14 protein-coding genes are annotated in these 16,520 nt (G+C 72.5%); 4 read left to right on the plus strand and 10 right to left on the minus strand.

Features of this window, described 5'->3' with window-relative positions:
* Positions 1-500 precede the first annotated feature (500 nt).
* Positions 501-1,460, minus strand: a complete 960-nt coding sequence (locus IEY56_RS11230; RefSeq protein WP_189036989.1) for a 2-hydroxyacid dehydrogenase — start codon at positions 1,458-1,460, stop codon at positions 501-503.
* Positions 1,461-1,564: 104 nt separating this feature from the next.
* Between IEY56_RS11230 and IEY56_RS11235 the strand changes: the two genes are divergently transcribed.
* The 4 genes from IEY56_RS11235 to IEY56_RS11250 all read left to right on the plus strand — a co-directional run bounded on the left by IEY56_RS11235 (position 1,565) and on the right by IEY56_RS11250 (position 4,434).
* Positions 1,565-2,572: an aldo/keto reductase gene (locus tag IEY56_RS11235; protein ID WP_189036990.1), complete on the plus strand. Its 1,008-nt coding sequence runs from the start codon at positions 1,565-1,567 to the stop codon at positions 2,570-2,572.
* Between the two features lie 244 nt (positions 2,573-2,816).
* Positions 2,817-3,926, plus strand: coding sequence for a PQQ-dependent sugar dehydrogenase (locus tag IEY56_RS11240; protein WP_189037070.1), 1,110 nt, complete (start codon positions 2,817-2,819; stop codon positions 3,924-3,926).
* Positions 3,927-3,994: 68 nt separating this feature from the next.
* The gene (locus tag IEY56_RS11245) at positions 3,995-4,195 is read left to right on the plus strand and encodes a DUF6191 domain-containing protein (protein ID WP_189036991.1); all 201 of its coding nucleotides are present in this window, start codon (positions 3,995-3,997) and stop codon (positions 4,193-4,195) included.
* Positions 4,195-4,434, plus strand: a complete 240-nt coding sequence (locus tag IEY56_RS11250) for a DUF6191 domain-containing protein (RefSeq protein ID WP_045864911.1) — start codon at positions 4,195-4,197, stop codon at positions 4,432-4,434. Before IEY56_RS11245 ends, IEY56_RS11250 begins: the two co-directional genes overlap by 1 nt.
* A 65-nt stretch (positions 4,435-4,499) precedes the next feature.
* Here IEY56_RS11250 and IEY56_RS11255 read toward each other — a convergent pair whose 3' ends face one another.
* The 9 genes from IEY56_RS11255 to gatA all read right to left on the minus strand — a co-directional run bounded on the left by IEY56_RS11255 (position 4,500) and on the right by gatA (position 16,519).
* A complete protein-coding gene (locus IEY56_RS11255) occupies positions 4,500-7,718 on the minus strand; it encodes a helix-turn-helix transcriptional regulator (RefSeq protein WP_189036992.1) in 3,219 nt (1,072 codons plus the stop codon).
* Between the two features lie 62 nt (positions 7,719-7,780).
* The gene (locus IEY56_RS11260) at positions 7,781-7,951 is read right to left on the minus strand and encodes a hypothetical protein (protein ID WP_189036993.1); all 171 of its coding nucleotides are present in this window, start codon (positions 7,949-7,951) and stop codon (positions 7,781-7,783) included.
* 387 nt (positions 7,952-8,338) lie between these two features.
* The gene (locus IEY56_RS11265) at positions 8,339-9,064 is read right to left on the minus strand and encodes a dienelactone hydrolase family protein (protein ID WP_189036994.1); all 726 of its coding nucleotides are present in this window, start codon (positions 9,062-9,064) and stop codon (positions 8,339-8,341) included.
* A gap of 208 nt (positions 9,065-9,272) precedes the next feature.
* A complete protein-coding gene (locus IEY56_RS11270) occupies positions 9,273-9,548 on the minus strand; it encodes a hypothetical protein (protein ID WP_189036995.1) in 276 nt (91 codons plus the stop codon).
* A gap of 277 nt (positions 9,549-9,825) precedes the next feature.
* Positions 9,826-10,461 (minus strand): GHMP family kinase ATP-binding protein, encoded by a 636-nt coding sequence (locus tag IEY56_RS11275; protein WP_189036996.1) that lies wholly within the window; start codon positions 10,459-10,461, stop codon positions 9,826-9,828.
* On the minus strand, positions 10,436-12,919 hold the full coding sequence (locus IEY56_RS11280; protein ID WP_189036997.1) for an MMPL family transporter: 2,484 nt from the start codon (positions 12,917-12,919) through the stop codon (positions 10,436-10,438). The genes IEY56_RS11275 and IEY56_RS11280 overlap by 26 nt, the downstream gene beginning before the upstream one ends.
* Before the next feature lie 344 nt (positions 12,920-13,263).
* On the minus strand, positions 13,264-14,772 hold the full coding sequence (gene gatB, locus IEY56_RS11285; RefSeq protein ID WP_189036998.1) for an Asp-tRNA(Asn)/Glu-tRNA(Gln) amidotransferase subunit GatB: 1,509 nt from the start codon (positions 14,770-14,772) through the stop codon (positions 13,264-13,266).
* An 11-nt stretch (positions 14,773-14,783) separates the two neighbouring features.
* Positions 14,784-15,029 (minus strand): hypothetical protein, encoded by a 246-nt coding sequence (locus IEY56_RS11290; protein ID WP_189036999.1) that lies wholly within the window; start codon positions 15,027-15,029, stop codon positions 14,784-14,786.
* Positions 15,026-16,519, minus strand: a complete 1,494-nt coding sequence (gene gatA, locus IEY56_RS11295) for an Asp-tRNA(Asn)/Glu-tRNA(Gln) amidotransferase subunit GatA (protein ID WP_189037000.1) — start codon at positions 16,517-16,519, stop codon at positions 15,026-15,028. Before gatA ends, IEY56_RS11290 begins: the two co-directional genes overlap by 4 nt.
* Position 16,520 lies beyond the last annotated feature (1 nt).

Genomic DNA, 16,520 nt, shown 5'->3' on the forward strand with positions numbered 1-16,520 from the left:
TCGCGGTGCCTGCGGCGCGTACGCCGGGGTGCATGAACGCGCCGCGACGAGCGGGCCCTTCCCCGGGGCCGCGCCGCCGGCGCTCACGACGCCCTCCGTGCACCCGCGGGCCCTTCGTGGCTCCGCTTCCGGCCGGCACCCTGCCCGCGCCCTGAAACGCCGGTGCGGGCGCCCTCGTTGAGGTTCTCTCGAAGAGAAGTGGTCTGTGGGGTCCGCTGTCGTGCACACCGGCAGTTCGTCAATTGGCTGCGCATCCGCCCGTCGCCCCCTCGTGTCCGGGTTCGCCCCCTCTCGGACGATACACCAAACCGTCACAGAGGGACATAGTGCAGATACAGAACGTGACGACCTGCGGCTTTGTGGACACAGCCAGCGTTCGTACGCATCCGGAGAGTGTTCTCCCCCGGTTTCAGGGCCCCTTGGGAAGCTCCCCGCACCGGCCCGGAGTCACGCCGGGCGCCGCCTCAGGCTCCCCCGGCGCCCCTCCGGCACCCTCCGCGTCACCCGGCGACGGCGACGGTGTGCTCCAGCGGTTCACCGGCGGCCCAGAGGTTCAGCTGGCTGCTCAACAGCCGCTTGGCGCGCGGCAGGAAGGCCGAGGTGGGACCGCCGACGTGCGGCGTGATCAAGGTGTTGGAGGCGTGCCAGAGCGGGTGCCCGGCGGGCAGGGGCTCCGGGTCGGTGACGTCGAGCGCGGCACGCAGACGTCCCGAACTCAGCTCCGCCAGCAGGGAGTCGGTGTCCACCACGCCTCCCCGGGCCACGTTCACCAGCAGGGCGCCGTCTTTCATGCGGGAGAGGAATCCGGCGTCCGCGAGGCCGCGGGTCTCGTCGGTGAGCGGGGTGCAGAGGATCACCACGTCCGCCTGCGGCAGCAGCTCCGGGAGGCTCCCCAGCGCGTGAACGGGCCCGCGCGCGACGGAGCGTGCGCTGCGCGCCACCCGCAGCACCTCCGCCACCTCGAACGGGACGAGCCGCTCCTCGACTGCCGCGCCGATGGCGCCGTGTCCGACGATGAGGACGGCCTTGTCGGCGAGCGCCTCGTGGACGCCGGGCTGCCACTCCTCCGCGTCCTGCGCCCGTACGAACCGGGGCAGTTCGCGCAGGGCCGCGAGCGTGAGGGCGAGGGCCAGCTCGGCGGTTGAGGCGTCGTGCACCCCCTTGGCGTTGCACAGCAGCGTCCCGGCGGGAAGGTCCGGGACGGCGTCGACGACGTGGTCTATGCCCGCCGTGAGGGTCTGGACGACGCTCAGGCCCGTCATCTGCGGCAGCGGCCGCACCGAGACCGCCTTGCCCTTCATGTAGGGGACGACGTAGAAGCCGCAGTCCGCGGGGTCGGCGGGGAACTCCTCGTCGCCGTCCCAGAAGTGGTACGTGAGGGTGTCCGGCAGCCCGTCGATCTGTGCGGGCGGAATGGGCAGCCAGACGTCTGTCGCGGTGGTTGTCGGTGAGGATGCCATGGTCAGAGGCTAGATGCTGACCCCCGGGCGGGGACCGGAGCCTCTGCGGAGGCTGTCGGGGGCAGGCGCTAGTTTGGGGGCCCGGCAGAGGGGAGTCCGTCCAAGTGGAGCGCAGGACAATCGGTGCGGCAGCGCTCGAAGTGGGTGCGATCGGGCTCGGCTGCATGCCGATGACCTGGGCGTACTCCACGTCCGAGCAGCGCGGCGAGGAGTCACTGCGCACGGTGCACACCGCCCTGGACCGCGGCATGACGCTGCTGGACACGGCCGACATGTACGGCCCGTTCACCAATGAGCTGCTGATCGGCCGCGCCCTCAAGGAGCGCCGGCACGACGCCTTCGTCTCCACCAAATGCGGGCTGCTCGTGGGCGAGCAGCACATCGTCGCCAACGGCCGCCCCGGCTACGTCAGAAGGGCCTGCGACGCGTCGCTGCGGCGCCTCCAGACGGACGTCATCGACCTCTACCAGCTCCACAGGGCCGACCCGGAAGTGCCCGTGGAGGAGACGTGGGGCGCCATGGCGGAGCTCGTCACGGCGGGCAAGGTGCGCGCGCTCGGCTTCTGCGCGGTGGGGGCCCGGGCCGACCACCGCAGCCGCGGCAAGGGCCGCGGCATACACGAGCCGACGATCAGGCAGCTGGAGCGCGTTCAGCAGGTCTTCCCCGTGAGCGGCGTGCAGGCCGAGCTCTCGGTCTGGTCGCGGGAGGCGCTCGGGACGCTGCTGCCCTGGTGCACGGCGCGCGGTGTGGGATTCATCGCGGCGATGCCCCTCGGGAACGGCTACCTGAGCGGGACGCTCACCACCGGCGGCGGGTTCGAGCCCGACGACGTACGCGCGCGGCACCCCCGCTTCACCGCCGAGATGATGGCCGCGAACCAGCCGGTCGTGGCCGGCCTCCGCCGGGTCGCGGAGCGCCACGGAGGCGGTGTCACTCCCGCGCAGGTGGCTCTGGCCTGGCTGCTCTCCCTCGGACGGACCGTGGTTCCCGTGCCGGGCACCAAGAAGGAGCGCTGGGCCCTGGAGAACAGCCGGGCGGCCGACCTCGTGCTCACCCCTGGGGACATGGCGGAGCTGGGTTCGCTGCCCACGGCGAAGGGCTCCTGGGAGTAGCCGTCCCTGGCCGCGGCTTCCGGACGCAGCCGCCGGTGCGCGCCTTGCCGGCCCGCGCCGGGCGGCGCACGTCCGGGGATCGCGCGGAGTGCGCGGGAAAGCGGTATGGCGCCCACGGCGGGGCACGGATGTGGTGTGCTGAGCGAGCTGATCAGATGTGACGGGAGCAGTCACCGAACCGGGAGGCACCGAGACCGTGCGAAGCCGTAATCTGCCGTCCGCAGCCGTCGCGGGGCTCGCGCTCATGGCCGTCCTGGCGTCGGGCTGCTCCGACGGCTCCGGCACTCCGTCGAAGGAGCGCTCCTCCTCCGCGCCGTCGAGCAAGGAGCCCGCACCGGACGGCACGGCGTCCGGCGCGCCCGCGAAGGGCTCGGTGAAGGTGGAGCGCACGGTCGCCACCGGTCTGAAGGCTCCCTGGGGACTGGCGCCGCTGGAAGGCGGCGACCTGCTGGTCTCCACCCGCGACCTCGGCAGGATCTACCGGATCGACGGCCGCAGCGGGAAGAAGACCGAACTCGGCACCGTGCCGGGCGTAGCGGCGGGAGGCGAGGGCGGCCTGCTGGGCATCGCGGTTCCGCCGGACAACGCCGAGACCGTCTACGCCTACCTGACCACCGAGTCCGACAACCGCATCGTGCGGATGCTCTACGACCCCGACAAGCCCCAGGGCGACCAGCTCGGTGCCCCCGACACGATCATCAAGGGCATCCCCAAGGGCCAGATCCACAACGGCGGCCGGATCGCGTTCGGCCCGGACAAGATGCTGTACGCGGGCACCGGGGAGTCCGGCGAGGGCGGGCTCTCCCAGGACAAGAAGTCGCTGGGCGGCAAGATCCTCCGGATGACCCCGGACGGGCAGCCCCCCGGCCAGGGCAACCCCGACACGGACTCCGTCGTCTACTCGTGGGGCCACCGCAACGTCCAGGGCCTGGACTGGGACGACGAGAAGCGGCTGTGGGCCAGCGAGTTCGGCCAGAACACGTGGGACGAACTGAACCTCATCCGGCCGGGTCAGAACTACGGCTGGCCGGACGCCGAGGGCAAGACCGGCGGGTCGGGGTTCGTCGACCCGGTCGAGCAGTGGAGGACCGCGGACGCCTCCCCCAGCGGCGCCGCCGTCGCGGAGGGCTCGGTGTGGATGGCGGGGCTCCGCGGCGAGCGTCTGTGGCGCATCCCGCTGAAGGGCACGGAGCCCGCGGCGAAGCCGCAGTCGTTCCTCGACGGCAAGTACGGGCGGCTCCGTACGGTCGTCTCGGACGGCAAGGACGGGCTGTGGCTCGTCACGAGCGAGACGGACGGCAGGGGCACGCCCGAAAAGGGCGATGACCGTATCCTGAAGCTGAAGGTGAGCTGAGGCGCTTCGTCCGGATCCCGCGGGCCGCGACGCGGCACGTGGAGCGGCGCCCGGCCGAGCGGAGGCCCATGTTCAACCTGATCGAGGAGCTTTTCTCGCCGGGACGCCGGCACACCGACGACGAACGCAGGCGGCAGGAGCACACCCGGGTCGAACAGGGCAGCGACGATCCGGGCCGGGGTCCGGTCGACCTCACCTCAGGGCAGGTCGTGATCCGCCCTCCGGGGCAACGGCCGCCGACGGAGCACGACGAGAACGGGAGCCACTGATGGACATCGCCGGCAACGTCTTCCTCCCCGGCCAGCAGTACCTGGAGCAGGAGAAGCAGCGCCTGGAGCACACGTATGTGCTGGAGGGCACGCACCAGCCGGGCTGCGGTCCGGTCGACCTCGGCTCCGGCAGGATCGTCATCGCTCTGGAGGACCAGCACGCCGTGCTGCCCGCACGTCCGAAGACGGCGGACGAGGCGGACGCGGACGGCCCTGACGACGACGGCCTGCCGGACTGACGCTCACCGCCGGGCCTGCCGGCTCAGCACCCGTCGATCCGCCGGGAGTTACGGCCCGGCCCTTGTCAGCCCGCCGCCGGTGAGGCGTCCTCGCTGAGGAGCCGCAGCCGGTGAGCCATGGCCGCCGCCTCTCCGCGGCCGGCCACCCCGAGCTTCGCCAGGATGTTGGAGACGTGCACGCTCGCCGTCTTGGGCGAGATGAACAGCTCTTCCGCGATCTGCCTGTTGCTGCGTCCGGCGGCGACGAGCCGGAGCACGTCCTTTTCACGCCGCGTCAGCCCGAACGCCTCCGCCGCCTGCCCGCGCCCCTCCGGGGAGCCGCCCGTGCCGCCCGTCCGCGAGGCGGACTCGGGCGCGGCAGCCGGTCCCGCGGACACGGGAACGGGACGCGCAGGCACGCCGTCGCCCGCGCCCGGACCGCCGGCCTGCAACGGCAACCTCGCGCGTACCGCCAGCTGTTCGGCCTCCCTTCGCAGCGGCGCCGCACCGAGCCGCACGGCCTCCGCGTGGGCCGCCGCCAGCAGGTCCCGCGCGCGGTCACGGTCCGCTCGCGCATCGGCCCTGCCGGTCCGCGCCAGGCCCTCGTCGCCCTGCGCCGGGACGCTCAGCAGCGATTCCGCCCAGCGCTGCCGCGCCTGCGCCAGCTGGTACGGACGCTCCTGCACCGCGAACGCCTCCACCGCGGCCTCCCACGCGGCCGGATCGCTCTGCCCGTGCGCACGGCCGAGCTCCGCCCGTACCAGCAGGGAGTAGGCCTGCCAGACGGGCGCGGGATGCGCCAGGCGGCGCACCGCCGTCGCCAGCGCTGCCAGGGTTTCTGACCGCCCTTCCTCGGCGGCGGGCAGGCCCCGGACCGTCGACTCGTGCACCGCCGCCGCGTGCAGCAGCGGCCACGCGTAGCGGTGTGTCCCCGGCGGGAAGCCCGCCTCCAGAGCAGCGTCCAACTCCGCCCGTGCGGCGCCGGGTTCGCCGCGTTCGGCGGCCAGCACCAGCGCGCCGTGGCGCAGTTGCACAGCGATGTACGGCGACGCGGCGAAGCTGCCCATCACCTCGCGGGCAGTGCCGAGAGCCGCCTCCGCCGCGACCGGCTCGCCCCGCCCCAGCAGGAACTGGACCTTGAGCAGGGCCGCCCAGCCACGGCTGTCCACGGTGCGGGCCGTGGCCGCGGCCTCGTCGCTGAGCCGGGCCGCCTCCGTCCAGTCGCCCAGGGCGAAGAGCGATTCGGCCTGGCAGATGAGGGCGACGGAGCACTGCCCGGGCCGCCCGTGGGCCACGGCCACCTCGACGGCGCGCGCCGCCTCCACGACCGCCTCGCTGGAGCGTCCCATCGCCTCCAGTTCGGTGGCGATGTTGATGTCGGCGCGGCCGACGACCCCGAACGCGCCTGCCTGCAGCGCCTGTTCGCGTGCCCGCCGCATCTCGGCGATGCCCGCGTCGAGATCGCCCGAGTCAGCCGTCAGTATGCCGAGGGTGGTGCGCGCCTGCAGCTCGATGGTGGTCGCCCCGACGACCCGCGCCAGTTCGACCGCGCGGACCGCGGCGCCCATGGCCTCCGCGCCGGGCCGGTGCATCATGCCCCAGCCCGCCGCGCACGCGAGCACCTCCGCGTGCACGGCCGAGGGGGCCAGCCCGCGTACCAGGTCCTGGGCGCGGGCGATCTCGTCCCAGCCGTCTCCGCGGCCCGACGCCTCGACGAGCTTGGCGCGCTGGACCCAGAACCAGGCGGCGCGCAGCGGCTCCTCGCCCTTTTCGAGCAGGTCGAGGGCGCGCTTCGTCAGCGCGTAGGCGCGTTCGACGTCCCCGCCGGTGCGGGCGGCCACGACCGCCTCGGCCAGTACGTCCATGAACTTCAGCGACTCGGAGCCCGGTTCGTCCGCACAGCCCGGATACACCTCGGCCTCGTCTACGGGACGCAGCCCCTCCCGGACCTCCGCCGGGACCTCGTGCCACAACTCGACGGCGCGCTCCAGCAGTTGGTGCTGCTCCGAGAAGGCGTGGCGGCGACGCGCCTCGACGGCCGCGGCGAGCACGACGGGCAGCGCGCGGGAGGCGTCCCGGCCGTGGTACCAGTGGTGCGCCAGACGCGTGGTGCACTGCTCCGCCCGTACGAGGCCGGGCTCCCCTTCGAGGGCCTCCGCGTACCGGCGGTTGAGGGCGACGCCCTCGCCGGGCAGCAGGTCCTCGCTGACGGCCTCCCGCAGCAACGCGTGCCGGAACCGGTAGCCGTCCCCGTCGGCGGTGGGCTGCAGGACGTTCGCACCGACGGCGAGCCGCAGCGCCTCCAGCAGTTCCTCCTCCGGCATCCCGCACACGGCGGCCAGCAGCGCGTGCTCGACGGCCGTCCCCGCCTGCGCGGCCGTCCGCAGCACGCGCTGGACCTGCTCCGGCAGCCCCTCGACACGGACGAGCAGCAGGTCGCGGAGGGAGTCGCTGATGCCGCAGGTCGCGCAGTTGGCCGTGAGCTCCTCGACGAAGAACGGGTTGCCCTCCGAGCGTTCGAAGATGATCCGGGCCTGCTCGGGGTCGGGCTCGGAGACCCCCTGGATGGCCGCTATCTGGGCGTGCACCTCCGTGCGGCTCAGCCTGGGCAGCTCGATGCGCCGCACCGTGCGCAGCCTGTCGACCTCGGCGAGGAAGGGGCGCAGCGGATGGCGGCGGTGGATGTCGTCGGCACGGTAGCTCGCGAGCACGAGCAGCCGCGACGTCTGCACCGAACGGTAGAGGTAGCCGAGCAGTTCACGCGTCGAGCGGTCCGCCCAGTGCAGGTCCTCGAGGAGCAGTACGACGGTACGGCCCGTGGCCAGGCGCTCCAGCAGCTGCGCTGTCAGCTCGAAGAGCCGGGCGCGGCCGTCCTCCTCGTCCCACGCCTCGGCCTGGGCCGCCGCCGGAGAGCCCGGTGGCGGAGCCAGATCGGGGAGCAGCCGTGCCAGCTCCGCCTCCCTGCCGCAGGCGGCCGACGCGAGCTCCGCGTCCCCCAGCGAACGGTGCAGGGAGCGCAGGGCCGTGGCGAAGGGCGCGAACGGCAGCCCGTCAGCCCCGAGTTCGAGGCATCCGCCGACCGCGGTGACGGCTCCGGCGGAGCGGGCCCGGCAGAGGAACTCCTCCAGCAGCCGGGACTTGCCGACGCCGGCCTCGCCTCCGAGGAGCACGGCCTGCGGCTCGCCCTCGTCGGCACGGGCGAGCGCCTCACGGAGAAGGCCGAGTTCGTCCTGACGGCCGACGAGGACGGGACTGACGGTGTTGTCGACGGGCACATCGACCAGCATGACACCGGGCACCGGCATCGCGGGAGGCGATTTCACCCCCGGCATCCGATGTGCGAGGGCGGCCTCCGCCGTTGCCGCGGTCACGCGGCCGGGGACCACTTGCGCCGCATCGTCCGGACGCGGCTCTCGGCCTCCTCCCGGGACTCGCGGTCGTGGCTGCTCGATGCGTGCTCCCGCGCCCTGCGCTCGGCCGCCGCCTGGTGACGCAGGTCGGCGATGCGCAGCAGTGCGGCTTCGTGCGTGTGGATCATTCCGGGCTCCCCGGCAGAGGCGGAACGCCGCCTTGACGCGGCGTTCGCTGTCCCTCCAGCCTCGTCTCCGGACGACTCCGGCACATCGGGCGAGTGCCCTGTCTTCGGCGGATCGGGGGCCTTAGTCCCCACGGGCAGGTCCTCAGACGCCACGCGGGGGGCCTTAGGGCCTGCCGGCAGGCCAGGGCGCCGCCGCGTGCGCAGGTGCGGTCCACCCGCATCACGCGGTCCGGCCAGGAGCGAGGGCGTCCCGCCACAGCGAGCGCGTCGCGGTCGGCTGGCGGCGGACGGTGGACGCCGGCACGGCCGCGGCGATGCCCCGGCGGGTGGCCTCGCAGGCCTGTTCCGGGCATGACCGGGCGCCCGGGCTCGGACCGACCGGGCCGGTCACTCCGCCACTGGCAGGCACTCGGCGAGCAGGCCGACGACGTCGCGCCAGGCTCGCTGCGCGTGCCGCGCGTGATAACCGACGCCGGGGACCACGGGATGGTCGACCGGCGGGTGGTGGAAGGCGTGCAAGGCGCCGCCGTAGACGACGAGGCGCCAGTCGACGCCCGCATCCTGCATCTCCGCGGTGAACGCGTCCCGCTGCGCGGGCGCCATGATCGGATCTTCCGACCCGACCCCGGCCCATACCGGGCAGCGAATGCGCGCCGCCTCGCCCGGCCGGCCTGTGGTCAGTGCGTTGACTGTCCCGATCACCCGCAAGTCGACGCCGTCGCGCCCGAGTTCAAGCCCGATGGCGCCCCCGGTGCCGTAACCGACGGCGGCGATCCGGCCGGAGTCGGTCCGCGGTTCGGCGCGCAACACGTCGAGCGCCGCATGACCGATGCCCCGCATGCGGCCGGGATCCGCGAGCAGCGGCATGCAGCGGGCCAGCATTTCGTCGGGGTCGGCCAGGTAGCGCCCGCCGTGCAGGTCGAAGGCCAGCGCGACATATCCCAGCTCGGCGAGAGCATCGGCCCGGCGGCGCTCGACGTCGCTGAGCCCCGTGCCCTCCGGCCCGATCAGCACCGCGGGCCGGCGGTCGGTACCTGCCGGGAGCGCGAGGTGCCCGACCATCGGCAGCCCGTCCGCCGTGTACTCGACCGTGCGCGTGGTGATCGCCGTCATGAGACTGGACCATAGTGATCGTCGAGCCCGGTCCGGCCGGTGTTCTGCCGCAGGCAGAACAGGCGGGCGCCCTCCGGGACGCGGCGGTGGCCCGCGAGATCCGTCACGACGTCCGTTCCCGGCTCAGGGGCCGGCCGCTTAGGCCCGGTTCCCGTGGCTTCAGGAGGCGTCGTGGAACGGCTGCCCGAGAGCTGCCCTTGTAGAACGCTCACTCGAGGGCCCGGTACTCGGGTGGAGGGTCGGCCGGCTCGGGGTGTTCGTGACCGTACCGGTCACCGTGTATCGCGAGCATCGCCCAGTGCCATGCCTCGTCGTGGAAGACGAGCCCGCGGTACGGGGCGTCGGCCGGCTCGTACGGGTAGCACTCCAGGGCGGCTTGCCCGGCCTCCTCGGACGTCAGCCCGCCATGGCGCCGCATCACCCACGCGTAGGCGCGGCGCTCGGAGCGCAGGTACTCGAGATACTCCGCCTCACTCCACGTCACGGCCCTCGACACTAGACGCCTGCCCGAGGCAGCGAAGCGCAAAGAGCCGCAGGGCCGGGGGACGACTGGACGCGAGGCGGTGACGGCGGGACGTCCGTCCCGCGGCGGGGCGTCGGGCTGTCCCGAGGGCCGCACGCGCACGAGCGGCTCGTGAGCGGACGGGAGGTCGTCTCAGCGTTCGGGCAGACAACTGAGACGTCCCCGGCCCGCTCACGAGCCGTGCGAAAGGCGGGCCCGGCCTGCCGGAGTGGCACCGGCGGCGGCACTGGGCGGTGCGTCAGCCGGGCTGGCCCGGGACCTTGGGCTGCGACGCGAAGAGGTCCAGGTACATGCCTCCCGCGACGGCGAGGCCGATGACGCCGAGGATGAGTCCGCCCAGTGCGACGCCCTTCACCCAGGAACCGGTGTCGGCACGCTTGCTGACCAGCGCCAGAAGGACACCGCCGACGATGACGGCGAGCAGCGCGAAGACGCCGTTGAACAGGGCGGACGTGTGCCAGGGCGCGCCGTAGAGCGCGGCGACCTGGTCGACGCCGCCACCGCCGCCGGTCGGCGGCTGCGAGCTGGCCTCGATCTGTCCCATCATCTGCTTGCGCTCACGCAGCATCTCGCTCAGCGAGGTGCCCGTCAGGGAGCACAGGCCCAGCCCGGCGCTCACGACGGCCGCCGCACCGGCGCCGAATCCGCCCCGTGCGGCGGGGGCAGGCTCGGGAATGTCCGTGCCGGCGTCGTCGTCCTCGACGTGGGCGTGGCCCTCGTCGGCCTCGACGGCGTCCTTCGCGACGGCCGCGTCCTCGGCGTCGGTGGCCTCGGGGCCGGTCGACCCCACGCCCGTGACCTTCTCCTCGCGCTCGGTCTCCGGCGCGGAGGCGGTCTCTTCGGTCTTGTCAGTCTTCGATGTCTCGGTAGCCATGGGGCGTCACCGTAGGGGTCGATTCTGAGAGTCCGATGAGAGCTTCACGGCGCTGTCCGGGCAGCGTCGCAGGGGCCGGTCCGCGGGCCGGTTCCGGCACCGGTTCCGCCGCGGGCGCCTGCTCGGGCACCGGCGTCCCGGGCACGTGCTCCGGTTCGATGCTCAGGCGCGGCAGGCGCCGTTCCAGCCAGGCCGGGAGCCACCAGTTGGCGCCGCCGAGCATGTGCATCAGCGCCGGGACGAGCAGCGTACGGAGGACGAAGGCGTCCAGCGCCACTGCCGCCGCCAGCCCGATGCCGAACATGGCGATGATCCGGTCGCCGCTGAGCACGAACGCACCGAAGACCGCGATCATGATCACCGCGGCGGAGTTGATGACCCGTCCCGTCTCGGCGAGGCCGACGCGAACCGCTCTGCGGTTGTCTCCCGTCTGGCGCCACTCCTCGTACATGCGGCTGACGAGGAAGACCTGGTAGTCCATCGACAGTCCGAAGAGCACGGACACCATGATCACGGGGAGGAAGGGCTCGATGGGACCTGGCCCGCCCAGCCCCAGCAGGCTGCTGCCCCACCCCCACTGGAAGACGGCCACGACCACTCCGCAGGCGGCGGCCACCGCCAGTACGTTCATCAGCGCGGCCTTGAGGGGAATCCCGATGCTGCGGAAGGCGAGCAGCAGCAGCACACAGCCCAGCGAGACGACGATCCCCACGAACAACGGCAGCTTGCCGAGGATGACGTCGGCGAAGTCGTCGTGCGCGGCCGTGACGCCGCCGACGCGGACCTCCAGCGAGCTGGAGTCGGACGCCTCCGGGAGCACGTCCGTGCGCAGGTGCTCCACGAGCTCCGACGTCTCCTGCGCCTGGGGGGCGCTGTCGGGCACGACGGTGATCACGCCGGTGCTGCCGCTGCCGTTCAGTTCGCCGCCCGACACGTGCGCCACGCCCTCGACGTCGCGCAGTTCGGCGGGGAGCTTCTCGAAGTCGAGCTTGGCGGCGGCTCCGTCGATCTCGGCGACGAGGGTCAGGGGACCGTTCGTCCCCGGACCGAATCCGTCCGCGAGCAGGTCGTAGGCCTGGCGGCTGGTGGAGGTCGTGGGGTTGTTCCCCTGGTCGGACGTGCCGAGCTGCAGCCCGAAGACCGGGAGGGCGAGCAGCACCATCACCGCCGCGGCGAAACCGCCGAGCAGCCGCGGATGGCGCGCCACGAACGCGGACCAGCGCGCCGCGGCACCGGCCGGCGCCGTGCGCGGAGTGTTCGCCGCCGGTTCGCACTCGCCCGGCGCTTCCTTGGCGGCCGCACCGCCCATGGCGGCCTTCTCCGCCCTCGCGCCCGGGTCGCCGGTCCCCGCCGGCGCTTCGGGCCCGTCCTCTTCGAGCCGCCGGCGTTCGCGTCTGCTGAGCGCCCGCATCCCGATCACGCCGAGCAGCGCCGGAACCAGCGTCACCGACGCCAGCACGGCGAGGACCACGGTCAACGAGGCGGCGACGGCGACGCCGTTGAGGAAGTCCAGCCGCAGCACGAGCATGCCGAGCAGGGCGATGCAGACCGTGACGCCCGCGAAGACGACCGCGCGTCCGGCCGAGGCGAGGGCGCGCTGGGCGGCCTCGTCGACCGGCAGCCCCTCCTTCAGCCCGCGCCGGTGCCGCGTGACGATGAACAGGGCGTAGTCGATGCCGACTCCGAGCCCGATCAGCGTCCCCAGCATGGGCGCGAAGTCGGCGATCGTCATCACGTGGCTGAGCAGCCCGATGCCGAGGATCGACGTGCCGACGCTCACCAGCGCGGTGACCAGCGGCAGCAGCATCGCGGCGAAGGATCCGAAGGCGAGCAGCAGCACCACCGCCGCCACGGCGATGCCGACCGCCTCGCTCAGGTGGCCGTCCTGCTCCTCCGTGAGCGCGATGCCGGGGCCGCCCAGTTCGACCTGGAGGCCCTCCACGTCGCCGCCCGCCTTCTTGGCGGTGTCGATGACCGCCTGGACGTCCTTCTCCTCGACGTCCTCGACGGTGGAGTCGAACGTCACGGTGGCGTAGGCGGTCTGCCCGTCGCGGCTGATGCGCTCCTCGTGCCCCTGCTCCCCCGGCTCCGGGGGAGGTTCGACGCCCTCGCCGTAGGGGCTGGTGACGTTCCTGACGCCGGGCTGGTCCGCGATGTCGTCCAGAGCCCGGTCCATCCGGTCCCTGACCTCGGTGTCGCGGACGCTGTCGGTGGCTGCGTCCGCGCCGCGTCCCGAGTCGGTGTGCCAGACGATGGTGTCGCTGTCGCCGGAGCGGTCCGGGAACGCCTCGCTGAGGAGGGTGCTCGCGCGGGCCGTCTCCGTGCCCGGCACGTCGTACTTGTTGGAGTAGCCGGACCCGGCTGCCAGCGCCGACGCGCCCACTCCGACGAGCACTGCGCACCACATCAGCACGACAGCGAGACGGCGGCGCAGGCACCAGCGGGCGAGAGCCGTCATATGTGCTTCGACCTTCCCAGGTGGCGTGGCGGCTCGATCACCCGGTTCGGGTCGTCCGTGCGGTGCCGAGCGTGGCGGTGACAAGGCGGTCGTGATGCTGTCGTGATGTGACCGTCTTTGCAGCGTGACACCTGACGAAGATCCTTGGCGAGCTTTGTGTCGAGGACCACACGAGACGGGACGGAGCCGCATACCAGCAGGTCACACCGGGTGACGCAGGCTCGGCGGCCTGTACGCGACGAACGGGAGCCGGGGGCGGTCCGATCGGACCGCCCCCGGCTCCCGTCGCTCTCCCGGGCACCGGCCCCGGCCCCGTCCGGGGTCGCGGAGCCGGTGCCCGGGTCTCAGCCCTCGACGCCCAGCTTCTCCAGGATCAGCTCCCGGACGCGCGCCGCGTCCGCCTGGCCCCGCGTCGCCTTCATGACGGCGCCCACCAGCGCACCGGCGGCCTGCACCTTGCCGCCGCGGATCTTCTCGGCGACGTCGGCGTTCGCGGCGATGGCCTCGTCGACGGCGGCGCCCAGCGCGCCCTCGTCGGAGACGACCTTCAGACCCCGCTTCTCGACGACCTCGTCAGGCGTCCCCTCACCGTTCAGGACTCCCTCGATCGTCTGACGCGCCAGCTTGTCGTTGAGCGAGCCCTCCTGGACCAGCTCGCAGAGGCGGGCGACGTCCTTCGGGCCGATCGGCAGGTCGGCGAGGTCGGTCCCGGACTCATTGGCGCGACGGGCCAGCTCGCCCATCCACCACTTGCGCGCCTGGTCGGCCGGGGCTCCGGCGTCGACCGTGGCGACGATGAGACCGACGGCCCCCGCGTTGAGCACGGACTGCATCTCGTGCTGCGAGATGCCCCACTCCTCGCGCAGCCGGTTGCGGCGCACGCGCGGCAGTTCGGACAGCCCGGCGCGAAGCTCCTCCACCCACTCGCGGGACGGCGCCACCGGCACCAGGTCCGGCTCGGGGAAGTAGCGGTAGTCCTCCGCCTCTTCCTTGACGCGACCCGAGGTGGTGCTGCCGTCGTCCTCGTGGAAGTGCCGGGTCTCCTGGACGATTTTCTCGCCCGCGTCGAGCACCGCGGCGTGCCGCTGGATCTCGAACCGGGCGGCCCGCTCGACGCTGCGCAGCGAGTTGACGTTCTTCGTCTCGCTGCGCGTACCGAACGCCTCCTGGCCCCGGGGGCGCAGCGACAGGTTCACGTCGCAGCGCATCTGGCCCATCTCCATGCGTGCGTCGGAGACGCCCAGCGCCTTGATGAGCTCCCGCAGTTCGGCGACATAGGCCTTGGCGACCTCGGGTGCCCGCTCCCCCGCGCCCTCGATCGGCTTCGTGACGATCTCGATGAGCGGGATGCCGGCGCGGTTGTAGTCGAGCAGCGAGTGCGAGGCACCGTGGATGCGGCCGGTGGCACCGCCGATGTGGGTCGACTTGCCGGTGTCCTCCTCCATGTGCGCGCGCTCGATGTCGACGCGGAAGACCTCGCCGTCCTCCAGCTGCACGTCGAGGTAGCCGTCGAAGGCGATCGGCTCGTCGTACTGGGAGGTCTGGAAGTTCTTCGGCATGTCCGGATAGAAGTAGTTCTTCCGGGCGAAGCGGCACCACTCCGCGATACGGCAGTTGAGCGCGAGTCCGATACGGATGGCGGACTCGACGCCGCTCGCGTTGACGACCGGCAGGGCGCCGGGCAGCCCCAGACAGGTGGGGCAGGTCTGGCTGTTGGCGTCCGCTCCCAGCGTCGTCGAACAGCCGCAGAACATCTTCGTACGGGTGCCGAGCTCGACGTGGACCTCGAGGCCCATGACGGGGTCGTAGGACGCCAACGCGTCCTCGTAGGACACCAGTTCAGTGACGGTCACGGAATTGCCTCTCAGTCGTCCCCGAGGACATCGTCGATGTCGAGCTGCCGGAGCTCCCGCACGAGGAGCGCGAGTCCGGTGACGATGCCCGCCGCGGAGACGGCCACGTCGATCATCTGCAGCGTGTCGCCCTCGCGCTTGGCCTCCCGGCCGCGCTTGAAGGTGCTCACGGCACCGAACAGGGAGCCGGCGATGGACGCGTACATGCCGAACCTGGACCTCTTGAGCCCCTTGGCTTTCTGCAGCTTTCCACTCACAGCGACGGTGCCTCCTCGAGCAGCGGGTGACCCCAACGTGCCTGGTGGGCGGCTTCGAGCGCCGCACCGACACGGTAGAGACGGTCGTCGGCCATGGCCGGAGCGATGATCTGCAGCCCCACGGGGAGGCCGTCCTCCGGAGCCAGGCCGCACGGAACGGACATGGCGGCGTTGCCGGCCAGGTTGGCCGGGATGGTGCAGAGGTCGGCGAGGTACATCGCCATCGGGTCGTCGGCGCGCTCGCCGAGCGGGAAGGCCGTGGTCGGCGTCGTCGGCGAGACGAGCACGTCCACCTGGGAGAACGCCCGCTCGAAGTCACGGGTGATGAGCGTGCGCACCTTCTGCGCCGAGCCGTAGTACGCGTCGTAGTAGCCGGAGCTGAGCGCGTACGTGCCGAGCATGATGCGGCGCTTGACCTCGTCCCCGAAGCCCTCCTCGCGGGTGAGCGCGGTGACTTCCTCCGCGGAGTGCGAGCCGTCGTCGCCCACGCGCAGGCCGTACCGCATGGCGTCGAAACGGGCGAGGTTGGACGAGCACTCCGAGGGAGCGATCAGGTAGTACGCGGCCAGCGCCTTCGTGAACGACGGGCAGGAGACCTCGACGATCTCGGCGCCCAGCTCACGCAGCAACTCCACGGTCTCGTCGACGCGCTGGAGCACACCGGCCTGGTAACCCTCTCCGCGGAACTCCGTCACGACGCCCACGCGCAGGCCCTCGACGCTCCCGTTGCGGGCGGCGGCGACGACGTCCGGAACGGGCTGGTCGATGGAGGTCGAGTCCAGCTCGTCGTGGCCGGCGATCACGGAGTGCAGCAGCGCGGCGTCCAGCACCGTACGGGCACACGGCCCGGCCTGGTCGAGCGACGAGGAGAAGGCGACCATGCCGTACCGCGAGACCCCGCCGTACGTCGGCTTGACGCCCACGGTGCCCGTCACGGCCGCCGGCTGGCGGATGGAGCCGCCGGTGTCGGTGCCGATGGCCAGCGGCGCCTCGTAGGCGGTGATCGCGGCGGACGAGCCGCCGCCGGAGCCGCCCGGAACGCGCGTCAGGTCCCAGGGGTTGCCGGTCGGGCCGTAGGCGCTGTTCTCCGTCGAGGACCCCATGGCGAACTCGTCCATGTTGGTCTTGCCGAGGATGACGACGTCCGCTTCCTTGAGCTTCCGCGTCACGGTCGCGTCGTACGGAGGGATCCAGCCCTCGAGGATCTTCGAACCCACGGTCGTGGGCACGCCCTTGGTGGTGAAGATGTCCTTCAGCGCCAGCGGCACGCCCGCCAGCGGGCCGAGCTCCTCGCCGCGCGCCCGCTTTCCGTCGACCTCGCGGGCCTTCGCTAGGGCGCCCTCGCGGTCGACGTGGAGGAAGGCGTGCACCTTCTCGTCCACCGCGTCGATGCGCGCGAGGTGCGCCTCCGCGACCTCGACGGCGCTGACGGCGCCGCTCGCGATGCGCTCCGCGGTCTCCGCGGCGGTCAGTCTGGTCAGATCGGCCATC

Source organism: Streptomyces daqingensis (assembly GCF_014645895.1).
In the GTDB taxonomy this organism is placed as follows: Bacteria; Actinomycetota; Actinomycetes; order Streptomycetales; family Streptomycetaceae; genus Streptomyces; species Streptomyces daqingensis.

Excerpts from the sequence above, each read along its gene's own strand:
- IEY56_RS11230 (WP_189036989.1), bottom strand. The coding sequence starts at position 1,460 with ATGGCATCCTCACCGACAACCACCGCGACAGACGTCTGGCTGCCCATT.
- IEY56_RS11240 (WP_189037070.1), top strand. The coding sequence starts at position 2,817 with ATGGCCGTCCTGGCGTCGGGCTGCTCCGACGGCTCCGGCACTCCGTCG.
- IEY56_RS11245 (WP_189036991.1), top strand. The coding sequence starts at position 3,995 with ATGTTCAACCTGATCGAGGAGCTTTTCTCGCCGGGACGCCGGCACACC.
- IEY56_RS11250 (WP_045864911.1), top strand. The coding sequence starts at position 4,195 with ATGGACATCGCCGGCAACGTCTTCCTCCCCGGCCAGCAGTACCTGGAG.
- IEY56_RS11255 (WP_189036992.1), bottom strand. The coding sequence starts at position 7,718 with ATGCCGGTGCCCGGTGTCATGCTGGTCGATGTGCCCGTCGACAACACC.
- IEY56_RS11260 (WP_189036993.1), bottom strand. The coding sequence starts at position 7,951 with ATGATCCACACGCACGAAGCCGCACTGCTGCGCATCGCCGACCTGCGT.
- IEY56_RS11265 (WP_189036994.1), bottom strand. The coding sequence starts at position 9,064 with ATGACGGCGATCACCACGCGCACGGTCGAGTACACGGCGGACGGGCTG.
- IEY56_RS11275 (WP_189036996.1), bottom strand. The coding sequence starts at position 10,461 with ATGGCTACCGAGACATCGAAGACTGACAAGACCGAAGAGACCGCCTCC.
- IEY56_RS11280 (WP_189036997.1), bottom strand. The coding sequence starts at position 12,919 with ATGACGGCTCTCGCCCGCTGGTGCCTGCGCCGCCGTCTCGCTGTCGTG.
- gatA (WP_189037000.1), bottom strand. The coding sequence starts at position 16,519 with ATGGCCGATCTGACCAGACTGACCGCCGCGGAGACCGCGGAGCGCATC.